This is a genomic window from Streptomyces sp. NPDC051211 (genome assembly GCF_040689505.1).
Classification (GTDB): Bacteria; Actinomycetota; Actinomycetes; order Streptomycetales; family Streptomycetaceae; genus Streptomyces.
In genome coordinates, this window is sequence record NZ_JBFBAV010000034.1 from 25,137 (window position 1) to 45,738 (window position 20,602).

A 20,602-nucleotide genomic window follows, 5' to 3' on the forward strand; every position below is an offset into this window, starting at 1 on the left:
GGCGAGTTGGGCGCGGGACGTAGTCCGTGAGCTGTCCGGCTCGACCGCCGTGCAGATCCCCGGAATCGGCCACTGGGTACCCGTTGCGTGGACGATCTCGAGCCCGAACCGTTCACGATCATCCCGAAATGACCGGGAGGGCAGATGACTCTCCACCCAGCACCCCGTCGTCGGCGCACCGCACGACGACTCCTGGCCACGTCGGCCGGCATGGCGACCGGCCTCCTCGTCACCGGCCTGCTCACAGCGCCCGCCCAGGCGCAGTCCCGCACCGGCACCGGCACCGGCACCAGCTCCGTGGCGCCGATCGGCACGGTCGCCCGGACGGTGGGCGAGGTCGGCTTCGAACCGGGCCCCTGCCCGAAGACGCCGGAACCGGTCGAGGCGCTCGAAGGGGCCCGCTGCGGAACGCTCACCGTGCCCGAGAACCGCGCCAAACCAAGCAGCAAAACGATCAAACTCGGTGTCGCGATCGTGCCCGCCGCGTCCGACACACCGAAACCCGACCCCATCGTGTGGCTCGCGGGCGGACCCGGAGACGACGCGGTGGGGGAGGCCAAGATGGCGATCGACGGCGGCCTGAACCGCGACCGTGACGTGATCCTCATGTCCCAGCGCGGTACGTATTCGGCCGACCCGACGCTCCTCTGCCCCAACATCGACCGGTTCAACGCACGCGCGGTCGGACTCGTCTACGACGCTCCGTCCACCGAGCGCCTGCACGTCGAGGCCACGAAGGCCTGCCGCGACCAGCTGGCGGGCCGCGGGATCGACCTCGGCGCCTACAACGACATCGAGAGCGCCGCCGACTACGAGGACCTGCGCACCGCGCTCGGCATCGAGCAGTGGAACCTGTACGCCATCTCCTACGGCACCCACCTGGCACTGGTCTACATGCGCCTGCACGCCGACGGGCTCCGCTCGGTGGGCCTCGACGGCATACTGCCGCCGTCCAAGGGCGGGTCGGCCCTGACCTGGAGCAGCGCCCGGCAGGGCTTCGACGGCCTGTTCAAGGCCTGCGCGGACCAGCCGGCGTGCAACAAGCGCTACCCCAACCTGTCGGCCACCTTCGACAAGCTCGTGAGCGACCTCGAAGCCAAGCCGGTCACCACCACCGTCACGCTCCCCGGCAACGACAAGCCGGTGAAGGTCGTGCTGGACGGCGGAGCCCTGGTGAACTGGATGACCTCCGCCACCCATGTGGCGCCCCAGGTACCCGCCGCCATCGACGAGCTGGCCAACGGCAAGCCGCAGCGGATCGCCCGGCAGTGGGCGGGCGGCAAGCTCAGCCCCCAGGCCATGGGCAGGGTCGCGCACGGTCTCGTCTACGGCGTCTTCTGCAGCGAGTGGACGCCGTACGAAAGCCAGGAAGAGGCGCTCCGGGGCGGACAGGAAACGTTCCCGTCGTTCCCCCGCTCGGTGCAGGCCCAGGCCCCGCAGCTCACGTTCCTCCGCCCGGACTGCGACGTCTGGAACGTCCCCGCAGCGCCCCGCTCGATCCGGGACGTCACGCGCGGAGACGTGCCCACCCTCGCCCTGTCGGGCAGCTTCGACTCGCAGACCGGGGCGGACAACGGGCCGTACGTCGCCCGTACGCTGAGCAAGGCCAAGGTCGTCACGGTCCCCTACGAGCCGCACGTGGTGTTCGCCACGTCGAAGTGCGCCCAGGAGATCGCCGTCTCCTTCTTCGACGATCCGACCGCTCCGAAGACCGGATGCCTCTCCGGCCTCAAGGCGCCGAAGTTCGAGATCGTGCCCTGAGGACGTCCTTGACGGACACGATCCCGTCGCTGCCCGCCAGGTGGGCCGGGTCAAGCGCGGAAGCGCAGATGAGACTCCGGCCGCCGCGGGTCGGGCAGGCCGGGCAGCCGGCATGTCCCGTCGGTCGTCAGGCGCGGCAGCGCAGCATCTCCAGCGGGGGGTTGGCGTAGAAGTCCGCCCAGAAGTCCGCACCGAACGTGCTCAGGCCGGCGTCGGTCACCGTCAGCGGGACCCAGGTCACCTCGCTGAATCCGGCCGCACGCAGACAGTTCTCGTAGACCTCGCGGCGCGGGCGGTTGGCGACGAACGAGATCGGCGGGTCGAGCAGCGCCGTGGTCCGGACTCGGGGTCCGGTCTCGGCCTCCTCGCCGGTCAGCTCCGTGCGAAAGCCGTACTTTTCCGGAGTGGGCCCGTCGAAGCGGTAGTCGGGCGACTGGTTGAGCAGGAAGAACTCGCCGCCCGGCTCCATGCTCCGGTGCACGTTGCGGCACATCCGCTCCGTGGTGGCGATGTCCTCCGCGTAGTTGAGCAGCTGAACTGCCACGGCGACGTCGAAACGCTGCTCGAGGGGCCGCAGTTCGGACGCATCGCCCACCTCGTAGCGCACACCCAGCGGATCGCGCTCCTCCAACGCCTGGGCCACGGCGATCATTTCACCGGAGATGTCGACTCCGAGCACGTCCGTGGCGCCGCGCCGCTTGAACTCCCTGCTGTAGAAGCCGGTACCGGAGGCCAGGTCGAGGACCGACTTGCCGCGCACGTCCCCGACCATGGCCAGGAAGCCGGGTATCACTGCGTACTGCTCCAACGGCAGGGCCTTGAAGCCCTCGTACGCCTCACCGATCTCGTCGTACTGCTGCACGCTCATGGTGCTGCCCTCCCCGTGTGTGGTCATGTTCCGGCCTCGGCTCTCCGTCTCCGGGACACGCTGCGGCCTCTGGCTGGCAGTCTCTACGGACCCGGACGGACCTTCGTACTGGCAGAACCCACAAAGATCCGGACGTGGTCCCGGCCTCCTGTACAGGCGGCCTGCGCGGCCCCGAGGGGCTCGAGAGTCCGCCGCGGTATTCATGTGGTCGGTGTTCCACCCGGCAGGTGGGGTGAAGTGGGAGAGTGGGAGTCATGTGCGGCCGTTATGCCTCATCCCGGGCCCCCGAGGATCTCGCGGGCCGGTTCGACGCGCGCCTGGATCCCGGCCGGGAGGTGTTGGGGCCCTCGTGGAACGTGGCCCCGACCGATGACGTGTGGGCGGTCCTGGAGCGGGCCGACCGTGACACGGGGGAGGTGGCCCGGCGGCTGCGGCCGGTGCGCTGGGGGCTGGTGCCGTCCTGGGCGAAGGACCCGTCGGTGGGGTCGCGGATGATCAACGCCCGGGTGGAGACCGTGCACGAGAAGCCGGCCTACCGAAAAGCGTTCACCCGGCGGCGGTGCCTGCTGCCGGCGGACGGCTTCTACGAATGGGTCGCGGTGCCTGCCAGCGCCGAGGGGAAGGCGTACAAGCAGCCGTACTTCATCCGCCCCGAGGACCAGGACGTGATGGCGATGGCCGGCCTGTACGAGTTCTGGCGCGATCCATCCGTGAAGGACGACGACGACCCGGCGGCGTGGCTGACGACGGCCACGATCATCACCACCGAGGCCACCGACGCAGCCGGCCGGATCCACCCCCGCATGCCCCTGGCCCTCGATCCCGGCGACTACGACACCTGGCTCGACCCCGCCCACCACGCCACCGACCACCTCCGCGCCCTCCTCCACACACCCGCCGGGGGCCGCCTCGCGGTCACGCCGGTGTCCACGGCCGTCAACAGCGTCCGCAACAACGGCCCCCACCTCCTGGACCCCGCCACCGCGTAGGGCCCGGCCGGCGGCGTCGGGCCATGCGGTACGGGTACGTCGCGTACGGGTGCGTTGCGTACGGGTACGCCGCGCACCGGCGCCCGCCCCTGACAGCCGACGCCCGCCCCTGACAGCCGGCGCTCAGCCGACGCCGCGGTCGGTGGCTCGTGCGAGCAGCCCGTCGACGAACGTGCGGAGTCCCTGGGGGTAGATGTCCCGTGCGGCCAGCGCGGCCCACTGGACGCCGATGGCGGCCAGGTGCGGCACCTGGGACGGGTCCAGGTCGTCGCGGTAGGCGAAGGGCCGGCCTTCGTCCCGTCGGCGGGCGGAGTGTGCGCGGACGAGGACCTCGCCGACGGTGAAGTACCAGATGCTGCGGAAGACGTCGACGCTCTGCTCGGTTGTGCATCCGTGGTCGCCGGCCCCGGCCACGATGGCTTCGACCATCCACATCGCCGATTCGTCGAGGAGGCCGACGAAACCGTCGGCCGAGAGGACCTCCGCGGCCCATGGCCAGGCCGCGAGGGCGTCGTGCATCGCGGTGGCGGCCGTGACGATGCGCTCCCGTGGGTCACTGGGCAGTTGGGGGCGTTCGATCTGCTGGATGTGGCGATTGAGCAGGAGGAGCAGCAGGTCGTCCTTGTTCCGGATGTGGTGGTACAGGGTCGTCGCCCCGATGCCGATCTCGGCGGCCAGGCGGCGGATCGTCAGCTTCTCCCAGCCGTCCTGGTCGATGAGCCGACGGGCGGCCACCAGGATCTGCGCGCGGGAGGTCAGGGGTGGCCGGCCGGTGCGGCCGTGCGGTGCGGGCGCTCGGGACATCGTCCCATCATGCCGCCCGCCGTCCTCCGCCTCGAAACGGGTGCGGGTTCGGCCTTCGTGTTCACGGCGGCCTGCCTCATGCTACTTTCGGAACGTGTTCGAAAAGTTAAACGGCAGCGCCGGCAAGGGAGTTCGTGATGACGACTGCGCCGCGACAGGAGGACCATGACCACCACCGACCTCGCCAAGGCGAGGGAGCAGTCCACACCGCAACCCGATGCCGGTTCCGCGGCGGGACATAACCTGGCGGGACCGGGACAGAACCCGGCAGGACAGAACCTGGCGGGGCTGCTGCGCCCCTATTACCTGAGTTTCGCCGCCGTTGTGATCCTGCAGGTCATCGGAGCCCTCGCGGGTCTGATGCCGCTGCTGGCCGTCGTCGAACTGGGGCGCACTCTGCTGGCGCCCGGCCCCATCGACCACGGTCATGTCCGGATCGTCGTGATCGCGGGTGCGGCCGGCTTGTTCCTCCGACTGCTGTTCACGGCCGCGTCGTCAGGAATCGGGCACGTCGTCGACGGCCAGGTGCAACTGACGTTCCGCCGACAACTGGCCGTGCAGCTGGGGCGCGTACCGATCGGCTGGTTCTCCCGGCGCCGGACCGGCGAGCTGGCAAAGGTGGTGGGGGAGGACGTCAGCGCCGTGCACCCGTTCATCGCCCACACCCCCGGCGAGCTCGTCTCCGCCTTCGTGGTTCCGCTGGCGTCGCTGATCTACCTGTTCACCATCGACTGGCGGCTCACACTGATCACGCTGATACCGGTCGTGCTGGCAGTGGCGCTGGTCCCCCTGATGATGACCCCGACCCGGCTGCGCGAGCAGGAGGAGTTCGACGCCGCCATGGGACGGATCTCGAGTTCCGTCGTCGAGTTCGTCCAGGGCATCTCGGTGGTCAAGGCGTTCGGCGGATCCGGGCGCGCCCACCGCAGGTTCCTCACGGCGGTGGACGATTTCGTCGGCAGCTTCTTCCGGATGGTGCGCGGTCTCGCCGGGATCGCCGCCGGGATGCAGGTGGCGCTGTCGCCGCCGTTCGTGCTGTTGGTCGTCCTGATCGGCGGTACGGCCCTGATCACCACCGGCGGCATGGCACCGGCCGACCTGCTGCCCTTCCTGCTGCTCGGACTGGGCCTGACCGCTCCCGTGGCGGCCCTCGGCCACGGCTTCGACGACATGCAGGCCGCCCGGCGCGCGGTCGGCCGGATCCGGGAGGTGCTCGCGGTGCGGCCGCTGCCGGAGCCCGCGCACCCGGTCGCACCACAGGGCCACCGGGTGGAACTGCGTGGCGTTCGATTCGGCTACGAAGCCGATCACGAGGTCCTGCGCGGCGTCGACCTGGTACTCGAACCGGGGACGACCACCGCGCTCGTCGGGCCGTCGGGAAGCGGAAAGTCCACGCTGGTCCAGCTGTTGCCGCGGTTCTTCGACCCGACCCACGGTTCGGTGACCCTGGGCGGTGTCGACCTGCGCGAGCTCGGCAGCCGCGAGCTCTACCGGACGGTCTCCTTCGTCTTCCAGGACGTCCGCCTGCTGCGCGCCTCGGTCGCGGACAACATCGCGCTGGCGGTACCGCACGCCGACCTCGACGACGTGGTGCGCGCCGCCCGGCTGGCGAACATCCACGACCGGATCCTCGAGCTGCCCCGCGGATACGAGTCGGTGATCGGTGCAGACGCCGGCCTGTCGGGTGGCGAGGCGCAGCGGATCGCGCTCGCCCGCGCCCTGCTCGCCCACGCGCCCGTTCTCGTGCTCGACGAGGCGACCGCTTTCGCGGACCCGCAGACCGAACAGGCGGTGCGCCGGGCACTGGCGACGCTGGAAGGTGACCGGACGATCCTGGTCATCGCCCACCGCCTGGAGACGATCGCCGACGCCGACACCGTCGTGATGCTGGACAACGGGTCCATCGTCGAGCGCGGCAATCCGGCCGAACTGCTGGCGCGGAACGGAAAGTTCGCCGCGTTCTGGCAATCCCAACGATCGGTGATCGCCGACCGGACCGAAACCCACGGAGACGTACCGCAAGGAGGCGAGCCCCGATGATCCGAATGCTGCTGCGCGTGCTGGGCCACGAATACGCCCGGCCGGTGCGCCGTACCGTGACCCTGATGACGACCACCGCGGTGGTCGAGGGTCTGTCCTACGCACTGCTGGTTCCCGTGCTGCGGGCACTGTTCGGGAGTACGCCCGAAGACGCCTGGCCCTGGCTGATCGCCTTCGGGGCCGCGGTCGGGGTCTACGCGGCACTGCGTTACGTCAGCGACCGGTCCGGATTCCGGGCCGGAACCACGCTGTTGCGCGGCACGTACCACCGTCTCGGCGATCATCTGGCCCGACTGCCCATCGGCTGGTACGACGCTGGCCGCCTCGGGGAAGTGTCCGTCCTGGCCAGCCGCGGCGTCCTCCAGGCGATGAGCGTGATCGCGCATCTGCTGGCACCGTTCATCTCCGCCTGCGTGACCCCCCTGACGATCGTTGCCGTCATGCTCGCCTACAACTGGCAGATGGGCCTGGCCGCGTTGGCCGCCGTACCGATCGTGGCGGCGATCCAGATCCGGACGGGCCGCTCGATGGCCGCCACCGACGCGGAACGCCACGAACGCGACCACGAGGCCACCGGGCGGGTCATCGAATACCTCCAGGCCCAGCCGGTGCTGCGCGCCGGCGGCCGGACCGTCGAACGCTTCCGGGTGCTCGACGACTCGCTACGGGAAGTCCAGCGCACGTCCCGCCGTTCCACGCTGTCGGCGCTGCCCGGCGTGGTGGGTTTGACGCTTGCGGTACAGACGACGTTCACCGTTGTGCTGGCCCTGGGCGCCTACCTCGCGCTCGGCGGGAACATCGGCGCGGCGGAGGTCCTGGCGATCCTGGTGCTGGCCGCCCGCTGCGCGGATCCGCTGCTGTCGCTGGCGGACATCGGTGGCCAGATCCGCGGCGCACGCTACGAGCTGGCGAGACTCGACGCGGTATTGAGCACCGAGCCGCTGCCGGAGGCTCCCGAACCGGTCCAGCCGGTCCGCCATGACCTGGAGTTCGAGTCCGTCACCTTCCGGCACGGCGACCGCACGGTCATCGACAACCTGTCGTTGTCCTTGCCGGAAGGACAGCGGCTTGCCGTTGTAGGACCGTCGGGTTCCGGCAAGAGCACACTGCTGCAGTTGCTCGCGCGGTTCTACGACGTGGACGCGGGCGCGGTACGTGTGGGGGGCGTGGACGTACGCGCGATCGACTCGGACGTGCTGATGGCTCAATTCGCCATCGTCTTCCAGGACGTCTATCTCTTCGACGGCACGATCGAGGAGAACGTGCGGCTCGGCCGCCCCGACGCCGACGAGGCCGAGGTACGGGCGGCAGCGACGGCGGCGCGATTGGACGAGGTGATCGAGCGACTGCCCGGCGGATGGTCGGCGCATGTGGGGGAGGGCGGCGCACTGCTGTCGGGCGGTGAACGCCAGCGCGTCTCGATCGCGCGAGCGCTGCTCAAGGATGCGCCCATCGTGCTGCTGGACGAGGTGACCTCCGCACTGGACCCGGTGAACGAGGCAGCCGTCCACGAGGGCATCGAGCGCCTGATGGCCGGCCGGACGGTGGTGATGGTCGCGCATCGCATGCGGACCGTCCGACGCGCCGATCGCGTCGTCTTCCTGGACGCCGGCCGGATCGTGGAGGAAGGCAGCCACGACGCACTGCTGCGCCGCGGCGGCCGCTACGCCGAATTCCGGAACATTTCCCTGACACCGGCAGCGAGCGAATAACTCGGCACGGATCGCCGGATCCGTCCGTAAATGGTGTCAGGGTGGCTCCATGACTGGAGGCGTATTCGACTGGAACAGGACGCTGCGCGAGCAGTGGGAGTTCCACTGGAACCATCAGCTCAGAGCCCGGCTCGAGGGCCTCACCGACGAGGAGTACTTCTGGTCGCCGGTGCCCGAGGCCTGGAGCGTGCGGCCTCGCGGCACCTCGACGGCGCCCGTGCAGGTCGGTGGCGGGGACTTCACGATCGACTACGCCTTCCCCGAGCCGGTCCCCGCACCCTTCACCACGATCGCCTGGCGACTGGGTCACGTCATCGTCGGCGTACTCGCCGCGCGCAACGCGGCGCACTTCGGCGCGCCCGCCGCGTCGTACGAGAGCTGGGAGTACGCCGGCAGCGCGGCCGCCGCACTCGACCAGCTCCAGGCCCAGCTCGACGTCTGGCAGGCCGGGCTGCGAGGCCTCGGCGAGGCCGGGCTCCGGGTCCCGGTCGGCGCGAAGGAGCCCTACCCCGAACTGCCCATGGCCGACCTGGTACTGCACATCCACCGCGAGCTGATCCACCACCTGTCCGAGGTATGCCTGCTGCGCGACCTCTACCTGCACACGAAACGCGCGACGAACGGAGCGACCCCATGAGCCGCCACTTCCAGGTCACCTTCGACGCCCACGACCCGTGGGCACTGTCGTCCTTCTGGCGCGACGTACTGGGTTACGTCCACCCCGCTCCGCCCGGAGTCGATCTGCCAGAGGGCGCCGACCCGCGTGCCGCGTGGGACGACTTCCTGGCGCGGATCGGCGTACCGCAGGAAGAGCGCAACTCGCGGTCGGCCATCGAGGACCCGGACGGGCAAGGACCACGGGTGTTCTTCCAGCAGGTGCCGGAGGAGAAGGTCGCCAAGAACCGCGTCCACCTCGACGTCCGTGTGGGTCCCGGACTGGAGGGGGAGGAGGAGCGGATGGCGGCGCTGGAGGCCGAGTGCACCCGGCTCCTCGCGCTGGGAGCGACGCGGGTACGTCGCTTCGAGCCCGCTCCCCCGATGGACACCGGCTTCATCGTGATGACCGATCCCGAGGGCAACGAGTTCTGCTTGGGCTGACGGATGCGGCTCCGCTGTAGTCGCGTGAGCTTGGCTCCGGGGGAGAGGGGCGGTTTAATAAATGAACAGGCATTCATTAACGAGGGGGTGGTGGAGTTGGCACGTCCCCGAGGCGTCGAGGATGCGGTGATCCTGCGCGCGGCGGCCGAGGTCATGGGCCGGGTGGGTCCTGGTGGGCTCACATTGGCTGCCGTGGCGCGTGAGGTGGGGCTGGTGCCGGGCACCCTGGTACAGCGGTTCGGGTCCAAACACGGTCTGCTCCTGGCACTCGCCGATCTGTCCGCACGGGAGGCGAGCGAGCTGGCCGGGCGGGTCCGCCGGTCGCACGGATCGGCACTCGGGGCCCTGGCGGCGCTGACAGCGGAATCGGCGGCTGCGATGGCCACGCCGGAAAGCTATGCCAACCACCTGGCGTTCTTGTGCATGGACCTGGCCGATCCGCAGCTCTACGAGCGTGCCCTGGCCGTTCACCAGGCCCAGAAACGGGCGATCGAGGAACTTCTGGCGGAGGCGGCCGCTGCCGGCGAGCTTCGCGCCGGGACGGATGTCGCGGCGCTGGCCGGCACCGTGCAGGCGATCACTGCCGGTGCGGGTCTGACCTGGGCCCTCGAACGCCGAGGCACCCTCGAACAGCGGCTCCGGCAGGAGCTCGACACCGTGCTGTCCCCGCACGTCGCACCCCACCCCGCCACATCCGCGACCCGGAGGAATCATGACGACTGACGTACGCCCGCTGGCCGGGAAGGTGGCCTTGGTCGCCGGCGGCACCCGGGGCGGCGGACGGGGCATCGCGGTCGAGCTCGGCGCCGCCGGTGCGACGGTGTACGTGACCGGCCGCAGCAGCGCTGCCGGACACTCCGGCCTGGACCGCCCGGAGACCATCGAGGAGACCGCCGAGAAGGTCACCGCCGCCGGCGGCCTCGGCATTGCCGTCCGCACGGACCACAGCCGTCCCGAGGAGGTCCGGGCCCTGGTGGACCGGATCGCCGCGGAACAGGACGGCCGGCTCGACGTCCTGGTCAACTCCGTGTGGGGCGGAGACCCGCTGACCGACTGGGAGCACCCGCTGTGGGAGCAGGACCTGGAGACCGGGCTCCGGCTGATGCGGCAGGCGGTGGAGACCCATGTGATCACCAGCCGGTTCGCGCTGCCGCTGATGGTGGCCCGCAGGAGCGGCCTGGTCGTGGAGGTCACCGACGGCAACACCGCCCGCTACCGCGGCTCGTTCTTCTACGACCTGGCGAAGTCCGCCGTGATCCGTCTCGCCGTCGCGCAGGCGGCCGAGCTGAAGCCGCACGGCGTCGCGGCCGTGGCGATCACGCCCGGCTTTCTGCGCTCGGAGGCCATGCTGGAGCAGTTCGGTGTCACCGAGGCCAACTGGCGCGACGGCGCGGCCCAGGACCCCGACTTCGCTCACTCCGAGACCCCGGCCTACCTGGGCCGGGCCGTCGCCGCGCTGGCCGCCGACCCCCACATCATGGCCAAGTCCGGCCGGGCACTGGCCACCTGGGGCCTGTACCGGGAGTACGGGTTCACCGACGTCGACGGCACACGACCGGACTTCGCCGCCCACTGGGCCAAGAACCTGGAAGAGAAGTACGGACCCCTCGGAGATCCCCTGTGACACAGCGGTTCTCCTGAGCCTTCGCGGCGACGGTGAGCGGGACTTCGTCGGCGACCTGTCCGAGGACTACGCCACCGACCATCCCCCTGACGATGCGCCGGGGCGGCCGGCATGGGTCCGTCCGCCCCGGCGGGTGGTCAGGGGGTGAGCGGGGCCGGCGCGGGCGTGCCGTAGAAGGTGATGGGCGACCAGCCGCGGGCCTCGGCCAGCTTGGTCAGGGCGTTGGCTATGTCGATGGGCGGTACGTTGTGCGTGGCGGGGGCGTCCATGGTCGATACGCTGAAGGTGATCACCAGTTCGCCTTCGCCGCCGGGGAGGGCGGTTCTGCCTTTGAACTGGGTCCCGGCGGGGAACGTGGGCGCGGCCTGGGTTCCCTGCGTTGCGTCGGCTCCGGTGGCCCCGGCGTCCGCCGCGTGGGCCGAGCCGGCGGAGGCGAGCGCCGCTCCTGCCGCGGCCGTTCCCGAGTACCCCAGCAGTGAGCGCCGTGAAATTCCTGACATGGTTCCCCTCCGTGGCGGTGGCGATTTCGTGTAGCCCGCAAGTGATCGTAGGGGCCCACGGGCTCCGGCACGGCTGAATACGATCTTCCGCAAATACCCCCGAGTCGAGCCTCCTGCAACGCCCCTAGTGGCTGCGGCCCGTCGCGGAGCCGAAGCCCAGCCAGGTGTGCCGGTTGCCCCACCAGCACCAGCCGACCTTCGGGGCGTTGCGGCGCTCGCGGCCGTCCCGCCCCGTGCCGTTGCTGATCCAGATCGCCGGGGTGCGGGCGTCCAGGGTGCCGTTCGACTTGCGCAGCCGGGAGCCGATGGTCATGAAGCAGTGGTTGCGTTCGAGGACCGCCGGCTGCTGGAGCACCCAGTGGATGCCTTCGGCGAGCAGCAGCGGGGTGCGGTCCTCCTTGGTGAGGGCGGGCAGTGCCTCGTCCGGGCTCCAGTTGGCCATGTGGTCGCCGCGGTCGAGGCCGGTGACGACGTAGAGGGGGGCGTCGGGCAGCTCGACGGTGTACGGGGCGAAGCCGTCGACGTCGGGCATGTCGGTGACGACGAAGCCGGCCTTGCCCTCGTGGCGGAGCAGCGGTGCGAGGGCGGAGGCGGGGGCGCGGTCCGGGTGGACGGCGAGCAGGGCGTCGTCGTCTCCCTGCCCGGCAGTCTCGGCGAAAGCGCGCAGCTCGTCGGCGGGTACACCCGCCAGCTCATGCACCCCGAGCTCGATCAGGCGTTCCGCCTGGGCGGCGAGCGGCGGGAGAGAGGGGACGGTGGCGGTGGATGAGATGTCGGGCAACGTACTCCTCGGTTCGCGGCTTGGAGCAATGGACCTGGGCTCAACCAAGCGGCCTGCCGGAACGTTCCCGGTGCGGCGGCACCTCGGCAGACGAAGCCGCGGTCATTGGCCTACTCGGCCGTCGATCCGCTCGCGAAGGAGGTCGGCGTGGCCGGAGTGCCGCGCGTACTCCGCGATCTGCATCACCAGGATCTCGCGAAGCTGCGCGTCCCCACCGGGTGGGGTGCCGAGGTCGGCGAACCCGGCTATGAACCGGTCGGTCAGTTCCATCTCGGCCCGCCACTGGCGCCAGGCGTCCTCCACGACCGCCGGGTCGGCGGTCGCGCCGTTCCAGTCGCCGTCGCGGTCTTCGGCGGTGCGGTAGATCCTGGGCGAGTCCTCGCCGGCCAGCCGGCGAAAGTGCCGTTCGTCCTCGGCCATGTGCCGCACGAGCCCGAGCAGGGACATCGTGGACGGTGGTACGGAACGCAGGGCCATCTGTTCGGCGTCCAGGCCCGCGCATTTCATTTCCAGGGTGAGGCGGTGGCGACGCAGGCCGTCGAGCAGCGCGCCGCGTTCACCGCCGGCCTCGGCATCGGACTCGCGCGGGTCGTTGTCCGGATCGACCCACATGTCGCGGTGGATGGTCGACTGCGTCCACCGGGTCACCGCTTGTTCGTTGATGCGTTCACCTGAGTCCATGCGCGCAGCCTCGCGCCCATCAACACCGCCCGCCACCGAATATTGATCATCCGCGTCCGCTCGCGGCGGTCACGGGCCGGTGGCGCCCGGGCGGATGGGTCTCGCCCGGGGCGTCGGCCCGCCCCGTTTGGGTTCGTGCTCGCAGGGCAGAAGCCGACTGCCGCCCTGCGGTCACGAACGCAGGGCGGACCAAAGTCCAAAGCCCCAGGCCCCGGCGGACGGTACGGAGGTGGTGGCCATGGACACGAGCGCGAGCGCCGGCCGGGCCGCCGCCGGGCAGGAGTACGACGCGAGCCCCTATCTGCCCTCCCGGGGCGGCCTGACGGGTCTGCGGCGGGCGGCGGCCGACTGCAGGGGCTGTCCGCTGTTCCAGGACGCCACCCAGACCGTCTTCGGCAAGGGGCCGGCCCGCGCGCGGCTGATGCTGGTCGGAGAGCAGCCGGGCGACCAGGAGGACCGGCAGGGCGAACCGTTCGTGGGCCCTGCGGGACAGCTGCTGCGCAGGGCGCTCGACGAGGCCGGGCTCGGTGACGAGGACACCTACCTCACCAACGCGGTCAAACACTTCAAGTTCACGGCCGCCCCGCACGGCAAGCGCCGCATCCACAAGGCGCCGAGCCTGCGGGAGATGACCGCCTGCCGGCCCTGGCTCGCGGAGGAGCTGCGGCTGGTCGCCCCCGAAGTGCTGGTGGTGTTGGGGGGTACGGCAGGCAAGGCGCTGCTCGGGTCGTCGTTCCGGGTGGGGGAGCAGCGGGGCGTTCTGCTTCCGATGCCCGCGCTGGACGGCGGGGAGCCGGGCGCGGGGCACGGACAGCTGCTGGCGACGGTCCATCCGTCGGCCGTCCTGCGGGCCGACGACCGGGAGGCGGCCTTCCGGGGCCTGGTCGCGGACCTGTCCGTGGCCGCCACCGCGCTGGAATAACCGCCTCATCGGGCCATAGACCTCATCGAGTCATGCGGAGCGGATCAGCAGGTCGACGTCCTTCTCCTGGTCTCCTGCCGCGGTTCCCCTCCCGTCGACGACGAAGGCGTCCGTGAGGGCGGCCAGGACCCGGTCCACCGCGCGGGGGCCGCCTTGCAGACCGACCCGGACGGTACCTTCCAGGCGAACGGCGGCCCCTGTCGTCCGGGGCGGGCCCGCGGCGTTCACCGTCGTGGACCACACGCTGGCATTCCCGTGCGGCCCCGGCTCGCGGGCCGGCTCCTTGGCCGAGGAAGCCGGGAAGGCCCGTTCGAGTACGTCCAGAAGGACGCGGGCGGCTTCCTCGGAGCACTGGGTGGCCAGGACCACCACTTCCGCCGAATCCGAAGACTCCCGCGGCGGGCCGGCGTCACTGGTCATCGCGTCCCGCCTTCCTCGTCCGCCCCGAGTGAGCGCCGGGGCGACGCCGGTCAGTGGCCGAGGGCATTTTTCAGCTGCTGCTTGTTCATCGTGGAGCGGCCCTCGATACCGCGCTTCTTCGCTTCCTCGTACAGCTCGTCGCGGGTGGGGCCGGACGAGCCGCCGCCGGACCGCTGGCCTCCGCGCTGCGAGGAGGAGCGGCCCTGGGTGGAGCTGCGGCTCGTCGATTTCGCCTCGCCCGAGCGGGCCCGCTCCTTGTTCACGGTGCGGGCGGCCATCTCCTCGGCACGCCCTTCGGACATGCCGCGTTTCTCGCCGGACTCCTTGATGTGCTCGTACTGGCGTTCGCGCTTTCCGCTGGAACCTCGGGGCATCACGGATCTCCTTCATCGGGGGAGGGTTCACCGCCATGCTGCGAGCACGCGTCGGTTCCCGCACGCCGGATCCGCCACCTGGCACCGTCGGCGTACTCCGGCCGGACCGGCTCGGCCACCCCGAACACGGCGCCGAACACGGCACGAACACGGCTCCGGCAAGGCCTCGAGGCGCCCGGAGCGCCACACTCGTGCACCGGCGGCCCGGTTCGGCGTACGGGTGAAACGGAGCGCCACAAATCCGCGCCACGCCGCCCCGGCCGCCGCCCCGGTGTCACAGTGGACGCGCTCATTCCTGCCACCGACCGCCCGCACGTAACGGCGCGCCTCCGGGGCCCTCGCCCCACCGTCCCCGTGCGGAGACGTCCGCGTTCATTTCGACAGGAGCTCCACCTTGCTCGAACGCAAACAGCGCAAGCACGGCACCGAGATCACCTTCGTCCTCCCGGCGGATACGCCTCCCGGCCCGGTCAGCGTCGTCGGCGACTTCAACGACTGGCAGCCGGGCGTGCACGTCCTGGCTCCTCGCAAGGACGGCCGCCGAGCCGTCACCGTCCAACTGACCGGCCGCGGGACGCACTCCTTCCGCTACCTCGCCGCCGGCGACCACTGGTTCGACGACGAGCACGCCGACAGTCACGACGGCGCCAACAGCCGCGTGCACACCTGAGATCCACCCCCCTCCCGTCCCGGGCGCAGCCGTGTGCGCCCGGGACCGGAGGGACGGCACGGACGCCCTCCGATGCCTTGATGCGGCTGCCCGCCACCCGCCGCCCGGTCCGTGTGATCCGCTTCAGCCGGCTCGCGGCTCGCGGCTCGCGGCTCGCGGCTCCCGGCCCGGTGCGTAGGCGGCCGCGGCCGGGGTAGGCGCCGCGTATGAACGCCTTGCGTCCGCTGGCCGTGGTCACCGGCGCCTCCAGCGGGATCGGCTTCGAGCTGGCCCGGGAGTTCGCCGTCCACGGCCACGATCTGCTCATCGCCGCCGACGAGGACGCGGTCCATGAGGCGGCCGACCGGTTGGAGACCCACGGGGCGGAGGTTCGGGCGGTCCAGGCGGACCTGGCCACCCTCACCGGTGCCGAAACCCTCGTCCGGGAGGTTCGGTCCCTGCAACGGCCCTTGAGCGCCGTGGTCCTCAACGCCGGGATCGGCCGCGGCGGCGCGTTCCTGGACACCGACCCCGCCGACCTGGCCCGCGTGATCGATCTCAACATCAGCTCGACGGTCCACCTGTCCCGGCTGCTGCTGGAGGACCTGACCGCCCAGGGTGCGGGGCGGCTCCTCATCACCTCTTCCGTCGCGGCGGAGATGCCGGGGCCGTACCACGCGGTCTACAACGCCTCCAAGGCGTTCCTGCGCTCCTTCGGCCTGGCCCTGCACACCGAACTCCGCGGCACGGGCGTCACGGTCACCGTGCTGATGCCGGGGCCCACGGACACCCGATTCTTCGTACGGGCCGGCCTGCTCAGCACGCGGCTCGGCCGGTCGCGGAAGGACGACCCCGCCCTGGTGGCGCGGCAGGCGTACGGGGCCATGGCGTCCGGCCGCGCCCAGTTGGTGGCGGGCTCGCTGCACACCCGCGCCCAGGAGCTGGCCGGGCATGCCCTGCCCCAGGGCGCGAAGGCGGCCCTGCACCGTCGGATGGCCGAACCGGGCGGCAGCAGAAGCCACCTCTGAGGCCAATCGCCTGAGGTCGGTCGCCCGAGGCCAGTCGCCCGAGGCCAGTCGCCCGAGGCCAGTCGCCTGAGGCCAGCCGGCTGAGGTCGGTCGCCCGTGGTCGGTCCGAGGACCCGAGCAGGTCGGACGGCGGCTACCCCCGTCCGGGCGGGGCGACCAGGAACTCCGCGATGCGCTCCCCCCAGGTACGGACGTCAGCACGGGTCCCCGACACGTGCAGCTCCGCCCCGGGCAGTGCGTCGGCCAGCGCCCGGGCGGTGGACAGCGGGTGACCGGGGTCGTCCGGCCAGGCCAGGATCAAAGCCGGCATGCGCAGCCCCGCGATCTCTGCGGGCGAGGGCAGGTCGGACCGGGCCAGACCGCGCAGGATGGACGGCAGGATCCGCTCCGGCGGCGTCGGCGCGAACGCGGGAACGTCGGACACCACCGCGGGGGGCTGCTGCCGCCTCCTCCCGGCGAGCCAGGCGTCCAGCCCCTCCCGGATGAGCGTCTCGGCCGCCTCCCGGTTGGCCCGCGCGTACGCCTGTCTCGTCGCCCACGCCGTCGGGGGGATGAGCAGCACCAGCCGGGAGAACCGCTCGGGCACCCGTACCGCCGCGTGCAGCACGCTGCCGCACCCCATCGAGGCCCCCATGGCGTCGACGGCCCCGGCGGCACCCAGATGGTCGAGCAGGGCCAGCAGGTCGTCGGCGAGCGACGGGTAGGTGTAGTCGGCGGCCGAGGGGCCGCCGGTGGACCTTCCGTGCGCCCGCGCGTCGTAGCGGACCAGGCGTCGCCCCGCGTCCAGGACCGGCGCCCAGTCGAAGAGGCCCATCCGGTCCTCGACGGCCTGGCTGACGAAGCCGCCGTGCGCGTACACGGCCAGCGGCCCCTCACCCGCATCGTCGAAGACCAGCCGTGCCCCGCGGTGGTGGAAGTGGCCTTCCCTGACGGCATGGGGCCCCTCCGGCCGGGCTGCTGAATCCGCCTGTTCCACCGTGGCGCCCTCCTCCGAACCCCCTCGGTCCACTCTCGCACTGCTCGTACATGCGGTGCCGTAACGGCAGGCGGGCCGAAGGAGCGTCCGCATGGCGGCGGACGGACGGGGCAGGCGCGCCGGAGAGCGTCCCGGCAAGCCCTGCCGGGCGGGCACGAGGAAAGGAGCACGGCCATGGGACACGGCGGAGACGTCATCGCGGAGCTGACCACGGACCACGACGAGGTCAAGGAGTACTTCCAGGAGCTGGGCAAGGCCTCGGCCGGGGAGGAGCGCCGGAACATCGCCGACAAGCTGACCATCGAGCTGGTCCGGCACTCGGTCGCCGAAGAGCAGTACCTCTATCCGGCGGTTCGCGAGCACCTGGACGGCGGTGACGAGGTCGCCGACCGGGAGATCGCCGACCACGGACGGGCCGAGAAGATGCTCAAGGACCTGGAAGACCTCGACGCCTCGGGCGTCGAATTCACGGCGACCGTACGCGCGCTGGAGACCGAGGTGCTCGCCCACATCCGCGACGAGGAGGAGAACCTCTTCCCCGCACTGCGCCGGGCCTGCCCGCAGGAGGTGCTCGACGAACTGGGCGACAAGACCCGCCGGGCGAAGAAGCTGGCCCCGACGCGGCCGCACCCGGGCGCGCCGTCCACGCCGCCCGCCAACAAGCTGCTGGGCCCCGGTATCGGCCTGGTCGACCGTGCCCGCGACTTCCTCACGGGACGCGGGAAGGACGACGAGACCGGGCACAACGCGGCCTGAGCCGTCGTCACCTGCCGTGCCGGCAAGCCCGCCCCGTCGCCGTGGACCGCCGACCGGGGCGCCCTGGAGGGAGCGCAACATGAGCAAGCACAAGAGCAAGCACCCGCACCACCGCACCCCCACCCCGCCGTCGCAGGCCGTAGGTGAGAGCGGAGACCGCGAGGCCCGGCAGGCCGCGGACGAGGCCGTCGTCGGCCGCACGGGAGACACGGATCCGGGTGACGCCGGAGCCCATTCCGCCAAGCGGCAGCGCCCCGGAATCGGCCGGGAGGAACAGATCCGGCGCCCTCCGCAAGGAGACGATCCCCCGGCCTAGACGAGTAGGGTGTCGTTGACCGACTCGATCAGCTGCCGGATCGGCTTGAGCAGGTGTTCGCCCGGCCGGGGTGTGCGGTTGCGGTAGCTGGGCCGCAGAAGGGCCAGGCCGTGCCCGGTCATGAAGGCGTCGAGGTGTTTGGAGACGTAGCTTTTGTCACCGACGATCGTCTGCCCGGGGTGCGTGGCCAGCAGGTCCCGGTCGCCCGTGAGCATGTCGGCGAGGACTTCACGTTCGTCGACTTTGGGGTTGGCCAGGGCCCTGGCGATGGGCAGGCCGCCGGGTGTGCAGACCAGGTGCAGCTGCAGGCTCCAGAAGAACCGTGAGTGCGAGGGGCAGTAGCCGTAGCCGGCCCAGCCGGCCAGTTCGGAGCGTTTGACGGTAGGCCGGGAGCGGGCGCATTCCACCGGGGTGGAGTCGACGACCCACACGTCGTCGTGCCACAGGTCGGTGTCCCGGGCCAGGGTGCGGATGGACCTGCTGATCAGTGTGTTCGCTGCGCGCAGGCGCTTGTTGTAGCCGGACGTCCGCGATCCAGGCCAGAGCCCTGGCGATGTCCTCGGGCGGCTCCTCCACTTCGCGGCGGGCCCGCAGGACGTTGTCCTGGTCCTTGACCGCCCGGAAGGCCCAGCCATAGAGGGCGCGGCGCAGCTCGTCCGACCTAATCTCTGACCAGCCGAACCGGTGACATGGGCAATTCGTTCGGACGAGCCTCCTTGGCGAGGAACAAAACCGACTTAAGGATTCTGCTACTGGATCACCTACAGGCGCGCACAGTCCGGCAGCCATACCCGGTCAGCTGGAACACGAGACGCGGCACCCCTGTCAGGAGATGCGCATGCACACCAGCCGGGACGAGTGCACCCATGTCCCCGAGCGACGCAGGAATCAGAGATCGAGGCGGGCGCGTCACTGTCGACGGGCACGGGTGGTTGGGGCCCTGGCCGCACTGTGCACCGCACTGCTGCCCGGCGTCACCCCGCACGCCTCGGCAGACGAGCACCCAGACCCGCAGTGCTCCCACACCGCCTACGTGGCCAACTCCGGCAACGACAACGTGTCGGTGATCGACTCCAACACCAACACCGTCACCGCCACCATTCCCGTCGGCGACAACCCGATCGGGGTGGCGGTGGACCCGCCCCGTGCCCGCGCCTACGTGACCAACGGCGCCGAGAACACCGTGTCTGTCATCAACACCAGCAACAACACAGAGATCTTGCCCCGCATCAACGTCGGCACCAACCCGGCCTCGGTGGCGGTGGACTCGACCCGTGCCCGCGCCTACGTGGTCAACTTCGTCGACCGCACCGTGTCGGTCATCAACACCAGAAACAACCGGGTGATCGGCTTGCCCATCCCCGTCGGCGGCAGCCCTAGCGCGGTGGCGGTGGACCCGCCCCGCAACCGCGCCTACGTGACCAACGCGAGCGACGACAACGTCACAGTGATCAACACCAGGAGCAACCGGGTGGTCGGATCGCCTATCCCCGTCGGCGACGACCCGGAGGGAGTGGCGGTGGACCCGTCCAGTGCCCGCGCCTACGTGACCAACTTGGGCGACAACAACGTGTCGGTGATCAACACCAGCAACAACACAGAGATCCTGCCCCGCATCCCCGTCGGTAGCGAGCCGCTCGGGGTGGCGGTGGACCCGTCCATTGACCGCGCCTACGTGGCCAACTCCGCCGACGACACCGTGTCGGTGATCGACACCAGCAACAACACGGAGATCCTGCCGCGCATCATCGTCGGAGACCTCCCGTTCGGGGTGGCGGTGGACCCGCCCCGCGACCGCGCCTACGTGACCAACTTCCTCTCCAATGACGTGTCGGTGATCGACACCACCAACAACGCAGTCACAAGCGTCACCGTCGGGGCCCAACCGCAGGGGGTCGCTGCCTTCTGATAGCCGCAGCAAAATCCAGGCCGAATCGCTTCCAGCAGCACAAGACAAGGCGCCGATGCTCCAGGAGCGCGGGAGAAGGCCACCCGTGCCGCCTGCGTGCCCGATCAAGCAGCGCCCGGCGGGGAACAACCCGCAGGCTGAGGTGTCCGCAGGGCCCGGTCGATCAGCTGGTTCGACGCGTGCTGCCGGCCCTGAAGGATCTTCGCGTAGAACTTCCAGAGCACCGCGGGACTGTGCCGTGCCCCGCCTGCCGGGCCACTTCCGCTGGGGTACTGGCCCGCGTCGGCCAACGCATCCTCACCCTGACCGCGGCCATCTGGCACAACCGGCAGACGGGAACACCCACCACCCGCTCACTGATCGCCTACGACCACTGACCCGAGCACTTCGGAAT

At 70.8% G+C, this 20,602-nt stretch carries 23 protein-coding genes and 1 pseudogene; 15 read left to right on the top strand and 9 right to left on the bottom strand.

Going from position 1 to position 20,602, the window contains the following annotated elements:
* The first annotated feature begins 210 nt into the window (after nucleotides 1–210).
* Nucleotides 211–1,761 (top strand): alpha/beta hydrolase, encoded by a 1,551-nt coding sequence (locus AB0447_RS26915; protein WP_366479433.1) that lies wholly within the window; start codon nucleotides 211–213, stop codon nucleotides 1,759–1,761.
* A 127-nt stretch (nucleotides 1,762–1,888) separates the two neighbouring features.
* Here the strand turns inward: AB0447_RS26915 and AB0447_RS26920 are convergent, their stop codons facing one another.
* Nucleotides 1,889–2,629 carry a class I SAM-dependent methyltransferase gene (locus tag AB0447_RS26920; protein WP_366479434.1) on the bottom strand — a complete coding sequence of 247 codons (741 nt, stop codon included), beginning with the start codon at nucleotides 2,627–2,629 and terminating at the stop codon, nucleotides 1,889–1,891.
* A gap of 254 nt (nucleotides 2,630–2,883) precedes the next feature.
* On the opposite strand from AB0447_RS26920, the gene AB0447_RS26925 reads away from it, so the two are divergent.
* Nucleotides 2,884–3,618: an SOS response-associated peptidase gene (locus tag AB0447_RS26925; RefSeq protein ID WP_366479372.1), complete on the top strand. Its 735-nt coding sequence runs from the start codon at nucleotides 2,884–2,886 to the stop codon at nucleotides 3,616–3,618.
* A 123-nt stretch (nucleotides 3,619–3,741) separates the two neighbouring features.
* On the opposite strand, the gene AB0447_RS26930 is transcribed toward AB0447_RS26925, so the two are convergent.
* On the bottom strand, nucleotides 3,742–4,422 hold the full coding sequence (locus AB0447_RS26930) for a TetR/AcrR family transcriptional regulator (RefSeq protein ID WP_366479373.1): 681 nt from the start codon (nucleotides 4,420–4,422) through the stop codon (nucleotides 3,742–3,744).
* A 165-nt stretch (nucleotides 4,423–4,587) separates the two neighbouring features.
* Here AB0447_RS26930 and AB0447_RS26935 point away from each other — a divergent pair, with 165 nt between their 5' ends.
* The 6 genes from AB0447_RS26935 to AB0447_RS26960 are packed head-to-tail and all read left to right on the top strand — an operon-like array spanning nucleotide 4,588 to nucleotide 10,896.
* A complete protein-coding gene (locus AB0447_RS26935) occupies nucleotides 4,588–6,462 on the top strand; it encodes an ABC transporter ATP-binding protein (protein ID WP_366479374.1) in 1,875 nt (624 codons plus the stop codon).
* Nucleotides 6,459–8,174: an ABC transporter ATP-binding protein gene (locus AB0447_RS26940; protein WP_366479375.1), complete on the top strand. Its 1,716-nt coding sequence runs from the start codon at nucleotides 6,459–6,461 to the stop codon at nucleotides 8,172–8,174. The genes AB0447_RS26935 and AB0447_RS26940 overlap by 4 nt, the downstream gene beginning before the upstream one ends.
* Before the next feature lie 49 nt (nucleotides 8,175–8,223).
* Nucleotides 8,224–8,811, top strand: coding sequence for a DinB family protein (locus AB0447_RS26945; protein ID WP_366479376.1), 588 nt, complete (start codon nucleotides 8,224–8,226; stop codon nucleotides 8,809–8,811).
* The gene (locus AB0447_RS26950) at nucleotides 8,808–9,272 is read left to right on the top strand and encodes a VOC family protein (protein ID WP_366479377.1); all 465 of its coding nucleotides are present in this window, start codon (nucleotides 8,808–8,810) and stop codon (nucleotides 9,270–9,272) included. Before AB0447_RS26945 ends, AB0447_RS26950 begins: the two co-directional genes overlap by 4 nt.
* A gap of 24 nt (nucleotides 9,273–9,296) precedes the next feature.
* Nucleotides 9,297–9,995 (top strand): helix-turn-helix domain-containing protein, encoded by a 699-nt coding sequence (locus tag AB0447_RS26955; protein ID WP_366479378.1) that lies wholly within the window; start codon nucleotides 9,297–9,299, stop codon nucleotides 9,993–9,995.
* Nucleotides 9,985–10,896: an SDR family oxidoreductase gene (locus tag AB0447_RS26960; protein ID WP_366479379.1), complete on the top strand. Its 912-nt coding sequence runs from the start codon at nucleotides 9,985–9,987 to the stop codon at nucleotides 10,894–10,896. Before AB0447_RS26955 ends, AB0447_RS26960 begins: the two co-directional genes overlap by 11 nt.
* Nucleotides 10,897–11,033: 137 nt before the next feature.
* On the opposite strand, the gene AB0447_RS26965 is transcribed toward AB0447_RS26960, so the two are convergent.
* From AB0447_RS26965 to AB0447_RS26975, 3 genes are all read right to left on the bottom strand, one after another.
* Nucleotides 11,034–11,396 (bottom strand): hypothetical protein, encoded by a 363-nt coding sequence (locus AB0447_RS26965; RefSeq protein ID WP_366479380.1) that lies wholly within the window; start codon nucleotides 11,394–11,396, stop codon nucleotides 11,034–11,036.
* Nucleotides 11,397–11,520: 124 nt separating this feature from the next.
* Nucleotides 11,521–12,177: a DUF5701 family protein gene (locus AB0447_RS26970; RefSeq protein WP_366479381.1), complete on the bottom strand. Its 657-nt coding sequence runs from the start codon at nucleotides 12,175–12,177 to the stop codon at nucleotides 11,521–11,523.
* A 102-nt stretch (nucleotides 12,178–12,279) separates the two neighbouring features.
* The gene (locus AB0447_RS26975) at nucleotides 12,280–12,858 is read right to left on the bottom strand and encodes a DinB family protein (RefSeq protein WP_366479382.1); all 579 of its coding nucleotides are present in this window, start codon (nucleotides 12,856–12,858) and stop codon (nucleotides 12,280–12,282) included.
* 238 nt (nucleotides 12,859–13,096) lie between these two features.
* Between AB0447_RS26975 and AB0447_RS26980 the strand changes: the two genes are divergently transcribed.
* Entirely contained in the window at nucleotides 13,097–13,780 is a 684-nt protein-coding gene (locus AB0447_RS26980; RefSeq protein WP_366479383.1) for a UdgX family uracil-DNA binding protein, read from the top strand.
* A gap of 30 nt (nucleotides 13,781–13,810) precedes the next feature.
* On the opposite strand, the gene AB0447_RS26985 is transcribed toward AB0447_RS26980, so the two are convergent.
* Complete coding sequence (locus AB0447_RS26985; protein WP_366479384.1) at nucleotides 13,811–14,200, bottom strand: hypothetical protein; 390 nt, start codon at nucleotides 14,198–14,200, stop codon at nucleotides 13,811–13,813.
* Between the two features lie 50 nt (nucleotides 14,201–14,250).
* Nucleotides 14,251–14,574, bottom strand: a complete 324-nt coding sequence (locus AB0447_RS26990) for a plasmid stabilization protein (RefSeq protein ID WP_366479385.1) — start codon at nucleotides 14,572–14,574, stop codon at nucleotides 14,251–14,253.
* Between the two features lie 394 nt (nucleotides 14,575–14,968).
* Here AB0447_RS26990 and AB0447_RS26995 point away from each other — a divergent pair, with 394 nt between their 5' ends.
* Nucleotides 14,969–15,244, top strand: coding sequence for an isoamylase early set domain-containing protein (locus tag AB0447_RS26995; RefSeq protein WP_366479386.1), 276 nt, complete (start codon nucleotides 14,969–14,971; stop codon nucleotides 15,242–15,244).
* 206 nt (nucleotides 15,245–15,450) lie between these two features.
* Nucleotides 15,451–16,251 (top strand): SDR family NAD(P)-dependent oxidoreductase, encoded by an 801-nt coding sequence (locus AB0447_RS27000; RefSeq protein WP_366479387.1) that lies wholly within the window; start codon nucleotides 15,451–15,453, stop codon nucleotides 16,249–16,251.
* 133 nt (nucleotides 16,252–16,384) lie between these two features.
* Here AB0447_RS27000 and AB0447_RS27005 read toward each other — a convergent pair whose 3' ends face one another.
* Complete coding sequence (locus AB0447_RS27005; RefSeq protein ID WP_366479389.1) at nucleotides 16,385–17,227, bottom strand: alpha/beta fold hydrolase; 843 nt, start codon at nucleotides 17,225–17,227, stop codon at nucleotides 16,385–16,387.
* 174 nt (nucleotides 17,228–17,401) lie between these two features.
* On the opposite strand from AB0447_RS27005, the gene AB0447_RS27010 reads away from it, so the two are divergent.
* Both AB0447_RS27010 and AB0447_RS27015 read left to right on the top strand, forming a co-directional pair.
* On the top strand, nucleotides 17,402–17,983 hold the full coding sequence (locus AB0447_RS27010) for a hemerythrin domain-containing protein (RefSeq protein WP_366479390.1): 582 nt from the start codon (nucleotides 17,402–17,404) through the stop codon (nucleotides 17,981–17,983).
* Between the two features lie 79 nt (nucleotides 17,984–18,062).
* Nucleotides 18,063–18,299: a hypothetical protein gene (locus AB0447_RS27015; RefSeq protein ID WP_366479391.1), complete on the top strand. Its 237-nt coding sequence runs from the start codon at nucleotides 18,063–18,065 to the stop codon at nucleotides 18,297–18,299.
* On the opposite strand, the gene AB0447_RS27020 is transcribed toward AB0447_RS27015, so the two are convergent.
* Nucleotides 18,296–18,730 (bottom strand): transposase, encoded by a 435-nt coding sequence (locus tag AB0447_RS27020; protein WP_366479392.1) that lies wholly within the window; start codon nucleotides 18,728–18,730, stop codon nucleotides 18,296–18,298. The genes AB0447_RS27015 and AB0447_RS27020 overlap by 4 nt on opposite strands.
* Nucleotides 18,731–19,227: 497 nt before the next feature.
* On the opposite strand from AB0447_RS27020, the gene AB0447_RS27025 reads away from it, so the two are divergent.
* Both AB0447_RS27025 and AB0447_RS27030 read left to right on the top strand, forming a co-directional pair.
* Entirely contained in the window at nucleotides 19,228–20,208 is a 981-nt protein-coding gene (locus AB0447_RS27025; protein WP_366479393.1) for a YncE family protein, read from the top strand.
* A gap of 266 nt (nucleotides 20,209–20,474) precedes the next feature.
* A pseudogene (locus AB0447_RS27030) lies at nucleotides 20,475–20,585 on the top strand (IS982 family transposase); the annotation flags it as partial.
* Nucleotides 20,586–20,602: the final 17 nt, after the last annotated feature.

Excerpts from the sequence above, each read along its gene's own strand:
- AB0447_RS26930 (WP_366479373.1), bottom strand. The coding sequence starts at position 4,422 with ATGTCCCGAGCGCCCGCACCGCACGGCCGCACCGGCCGGCCACCCCTG.
- AB0447_RS26925 (WP_366479372.1), top strand. The coding sequence starts at position 2,884 with ATGTGCGGCCGTTATGCCTCATCCCGGGCCCCCGAGGATCTCGCGGGC.
- AB0447_RS27010 (WP_366479390.1), top strand. The coding sequence starts at position 17,402 with ATGGGACACGGCGGAGACGTCATCGCGGAGCTGACCACGGACCACGAC.
- AB0447_RS26960 (WP_366479379.1), top strand. The coding sequence starts at position 9,985 with ATGACGACTGACGTACGCCCGCTGGCCGGGAAGGTGGCCTTGGTCGCC.
- AB0447_RS26920 (WP_366479434.1), bottom strand. The coding sequence starts at position 2,629 with ATGAGCGTGCAGCAGTACGACGAGATCGGTGAGGCGTACGAGGGCTTC.
- AB0447_RS26975 (WP_366479382.1), bottom strand. The coding sequence starts at position 12,858 with ATGGACTCAGGTGAACGCATCAACGAACAAGCGGTGACCCGGTGGACG.
- AB0447_RS27015 (WP_366479391.1), top strand. The coding sequence starts at position 18,063 with ATGAGCAAGCACAAGAGCAAGCACCCGCACCACCGCACCCCCACCCCG.
- AB0447_RS26935 (WP_366479374.1), top strand. The coding sequence starts at position 4,588 with ATGACCACCACCGACCTCGCCAAGGCGAGGGAGCAGTCCACACCGCAA.
- AB0447_RS26990 (WP_366479385.1), bottom strand. The coding sequence starts at position 14,574 with ATGCCCCGAGGTTCCAGCGGAAAGCGCGAACGCCAGTACGAGCACATC.
- AB0447_RS26965 (WP_366479380.1), bottom strand. The coding sequence starts at position 11,396 with ATGTCAGGAATTTCACGGCGCTCACTGCTGGGGTACTCGGGAACGGCC.
- AB0447_RS27000 (WP_366479387.1), top strand. The coding sequence starts at position 15,451 with ATGAACGCCTTGCGTCCGCTGGCCGTGGTCACCGGCGCCTCCAGCGGG.
- AB0447_RS26980 (WP_366479383.1), top strand. The coding sequence starts at position 13,097 with ATGGACACGAGCGCGAGCGCCGGCCGGGCCGCCGCCGGGCAGGAGTAC.
- AB0447_RS26985 (WP_366479384.1), bottom strand. The coding sequence starts at position 14,200 with ATGACCAGTGACGCCGGCCCGCCGCGGGAGTCTTCGGATTCGGCGGAA.
- AB0447_RS26915 (WP_366479433.1), top strand. The coding sequence starts at position 211 with ATGGCGACCGGCCTCCTCGTCACCGGCCTGCTCACAGCGCCCGCCCAG.
- AB0447_RS26945 (WP_366479376.1), top strand. The coding sequence starts at position 8,224 with ATGACTGGAGGCGTATTCGACTGGAACAGGACGCTGCGCGAGCAGTGG.
- AB0447_RS26950 (WP_366479377.1), top strand. The coding sequence starts at position 8,808 with ATGAGCCGCCACTTCCAGGTCACCTTCGACGCCCACGACCCGTGGGCA.
- AB0447_RS26940 (WP_366479375.1), top strand. The coding sequence starts at position 6,459 with ATGATCCGAATGCTGCTGCGCGTGCTGGGCCACGAATACGCCCGGCCG.